This window comes from Streptomyces sp. NPDC094147, from assembly GCF_044764265.1.
Taxonomy (GTDB): Bacteria; Actinomycetota; Actinomycetes; order Streptomycetales; family Streptomycetaceae; genus Streptomyces.
Map to the genome: position 1 here is coordinate 1 of NZ_JBIWHT010000082.1, position 1,965 is coordinate 1,965.

Genomic DNA, 1,965 nt, shown 5'->3' on the forward strand with positions numbered 1-1,965 from the left:
GGTGCCTCCACCGAGGTCCAGGGCGGCCTCGCCGGGATCATCGGGCACCTGGAGCGGGTGCTGGGTGAGCGGGACCGGGCCGTGAAGGCCGCGATGGCCGAGTTCACCGCCGACGGTGTCTCGGACGAGTACCACGGCAAGGAACTGCGGTGGAACAAGGCCGCGGGCGAGGTCCGCGACATCATCCGGCTCGTGCGCGGCACGCTGGAACTCAACGACGGGACCGCGCAGTCCACGCTGTCCAAGGCGAAGTCGGCCGTCGACGCCATCGGCTGAGCGCAGTTCAGCCCGGCTGCGGCGTAGTCCGGCCCGGTCAGGGCGTATGACGGTGGTGTGTGGGTGTGGGTTTACGGGGGTGGTGTGCGGTGGGTAGCTGGGATATTTCGCCGGCCGGGGTGTCGGGTGTGCTGCAGAAGGCGGGGCATGCCGCAGAGGACATGTCGAAGGCCGGTACCGGGATGCAGGAGAGCCTGAAGTCGGCGTCGTCCTCGGCGGGCACCATCTCCGGCCCGTACTGCGGGATCGAGCCGCCGACCGGGCCGGTCGGCGCGGCGCTGGGTGAGTTCATGCAGCACAAGGCCCAGGACCTCGGCTACATCGCCGTACGCACCGGGCACTCGCTCCAGGGCGCGTTCGACGCGACGACCGCCTATGTCCACGGTGACCTCGCGATGGCCGCGAACAAGCAGGCGCAGGCCGTCAGGGAACCCGTCATCAACGACCAGGGCCAGGAGATGGGCCCCGACGGCAAACCCGTCGACCCGACGACGGCGGCGGGGGGCTCGAAGTGAGCAAGGATGTCATCGAGCCCGGTGGGATTCCCTTGTTCACCGGCAACCTCGAACAGCTCACCAAGGACGCCGCCGCGCTGACCAAGCAGGCCGGGGACTTCCGCGACGGCGCCTCCAACGTCCATACCGAGTTCCAGGGCCTGTCCGCCTGCTACCACGCCCCCGAGGCCGACCAGCTGTTCGCCACCACCCTCCCCGTCAAAACCAGAGCCGACTCCTTCGCCGGCGACCTCGAAAAAGCAGCCGCCGCCCTCACCGCGTACGAGGGCGAGGTCCGGCCCATCGTCGACAGACTGGCCGGCCTGCGCACCGAGGCCTTCGCGTTCACCGACAGCATCGCCGGCGACGACCACTGGCGGCGCGACCAGAAGAAGGTCGACCACAACGAACGCCTCATGAACGACGTCGCCGCCGCCGTCGCCGCGTTCACCGCCGCCGAACGCACCTGCCACGACAAAATCACCGCCCTCGTCGGCGGCAGCAAACTCACCACCGACGACGGCAGCCACAAAGACGGCATGTACGGCTACTCCGAAGACGCCCTCAAACACGCCGAGGAAACCCCCTGGGGCGGCCACGCCGAACGCGAATACACCGGCCTCGCCTGGGTCTGGCACCAGGTCAAAAGCTTCGTATGGGACGGCTTCATCGTCGACGGGATCTGGGGCACCGTCAAAGGCCTCGGCACCCTCGTCGGCACCGACGGCTGGGACAAAGCCGGCCAGGCCTGGACCGGCCTCGCCAAACTCGCCACCGGCCTCGCCATCACCTCCACCCCCCTCGCCGGCCTCTACTGGGCCGCACCCGACAAATCCCTCCCCAGCTGGCTCCGCGACTCGCGCACCGCGGTCAAGGAGACCGGCAAAGCACTCGTCGCCTGGGACGAATGGGGCAAGAACCCCGCCCGCGCCGCAGGATCCGTCACCTTCAACGTCCTGACCACCGTCTTCACCGGCGGCTCCGGCACCGCCGCCAAAACCGGCGCCGTCGCCAAAGTCCTCTCCGTCACCGGCAAAGTCGCCAAAGTCGTCGACCCCATGACCTACGTCGCCAAAGCCGGCAAACTCGGCATCGTCAAAGTCGGCGACCTCCTCAGCGGACTCAAAAACATCTACACCGGCACCTACAAAGACGCCCTCCCCGGCCTCGGACACCTCAACGACATCAAGCTCGG

Annotated in this window: 2 protein-coding genes and 1 pseudogene; all 3 read left to right on the forward strand. The window is 68.3% G+C overall.

Annotated features, from left to right (window positions below; genetic code table 11):
* Positions 1-276 (forward strand): pore-forming ESAT-6 family protein (locus tag ACIQ8J_RS35850; protein ID WP_403278367.1); only part of this gene is annotated, 276 nt, incomplete at its 5' end.
* Between the two features lie 89 nt (positions 277-365).
* Entirely contained in the window at positions 366-791 is a 426-nt protein-coding gene (locus ACIQ8J_RS35855; RefSeq protein WP_403278368.1) for a DUF6507 family protein, read from the forward strand.
* Positions 788-1,965 (forward strand): annotated as a pseudogene (locus tag ACIQ8J_RS35860) (protein phosphatase); the annotation flags it as partial. The gene ACIQ8J_RS35855 and the pseudogene ACIQ8J_RS35860, both read left to right, overlap by 4 nt.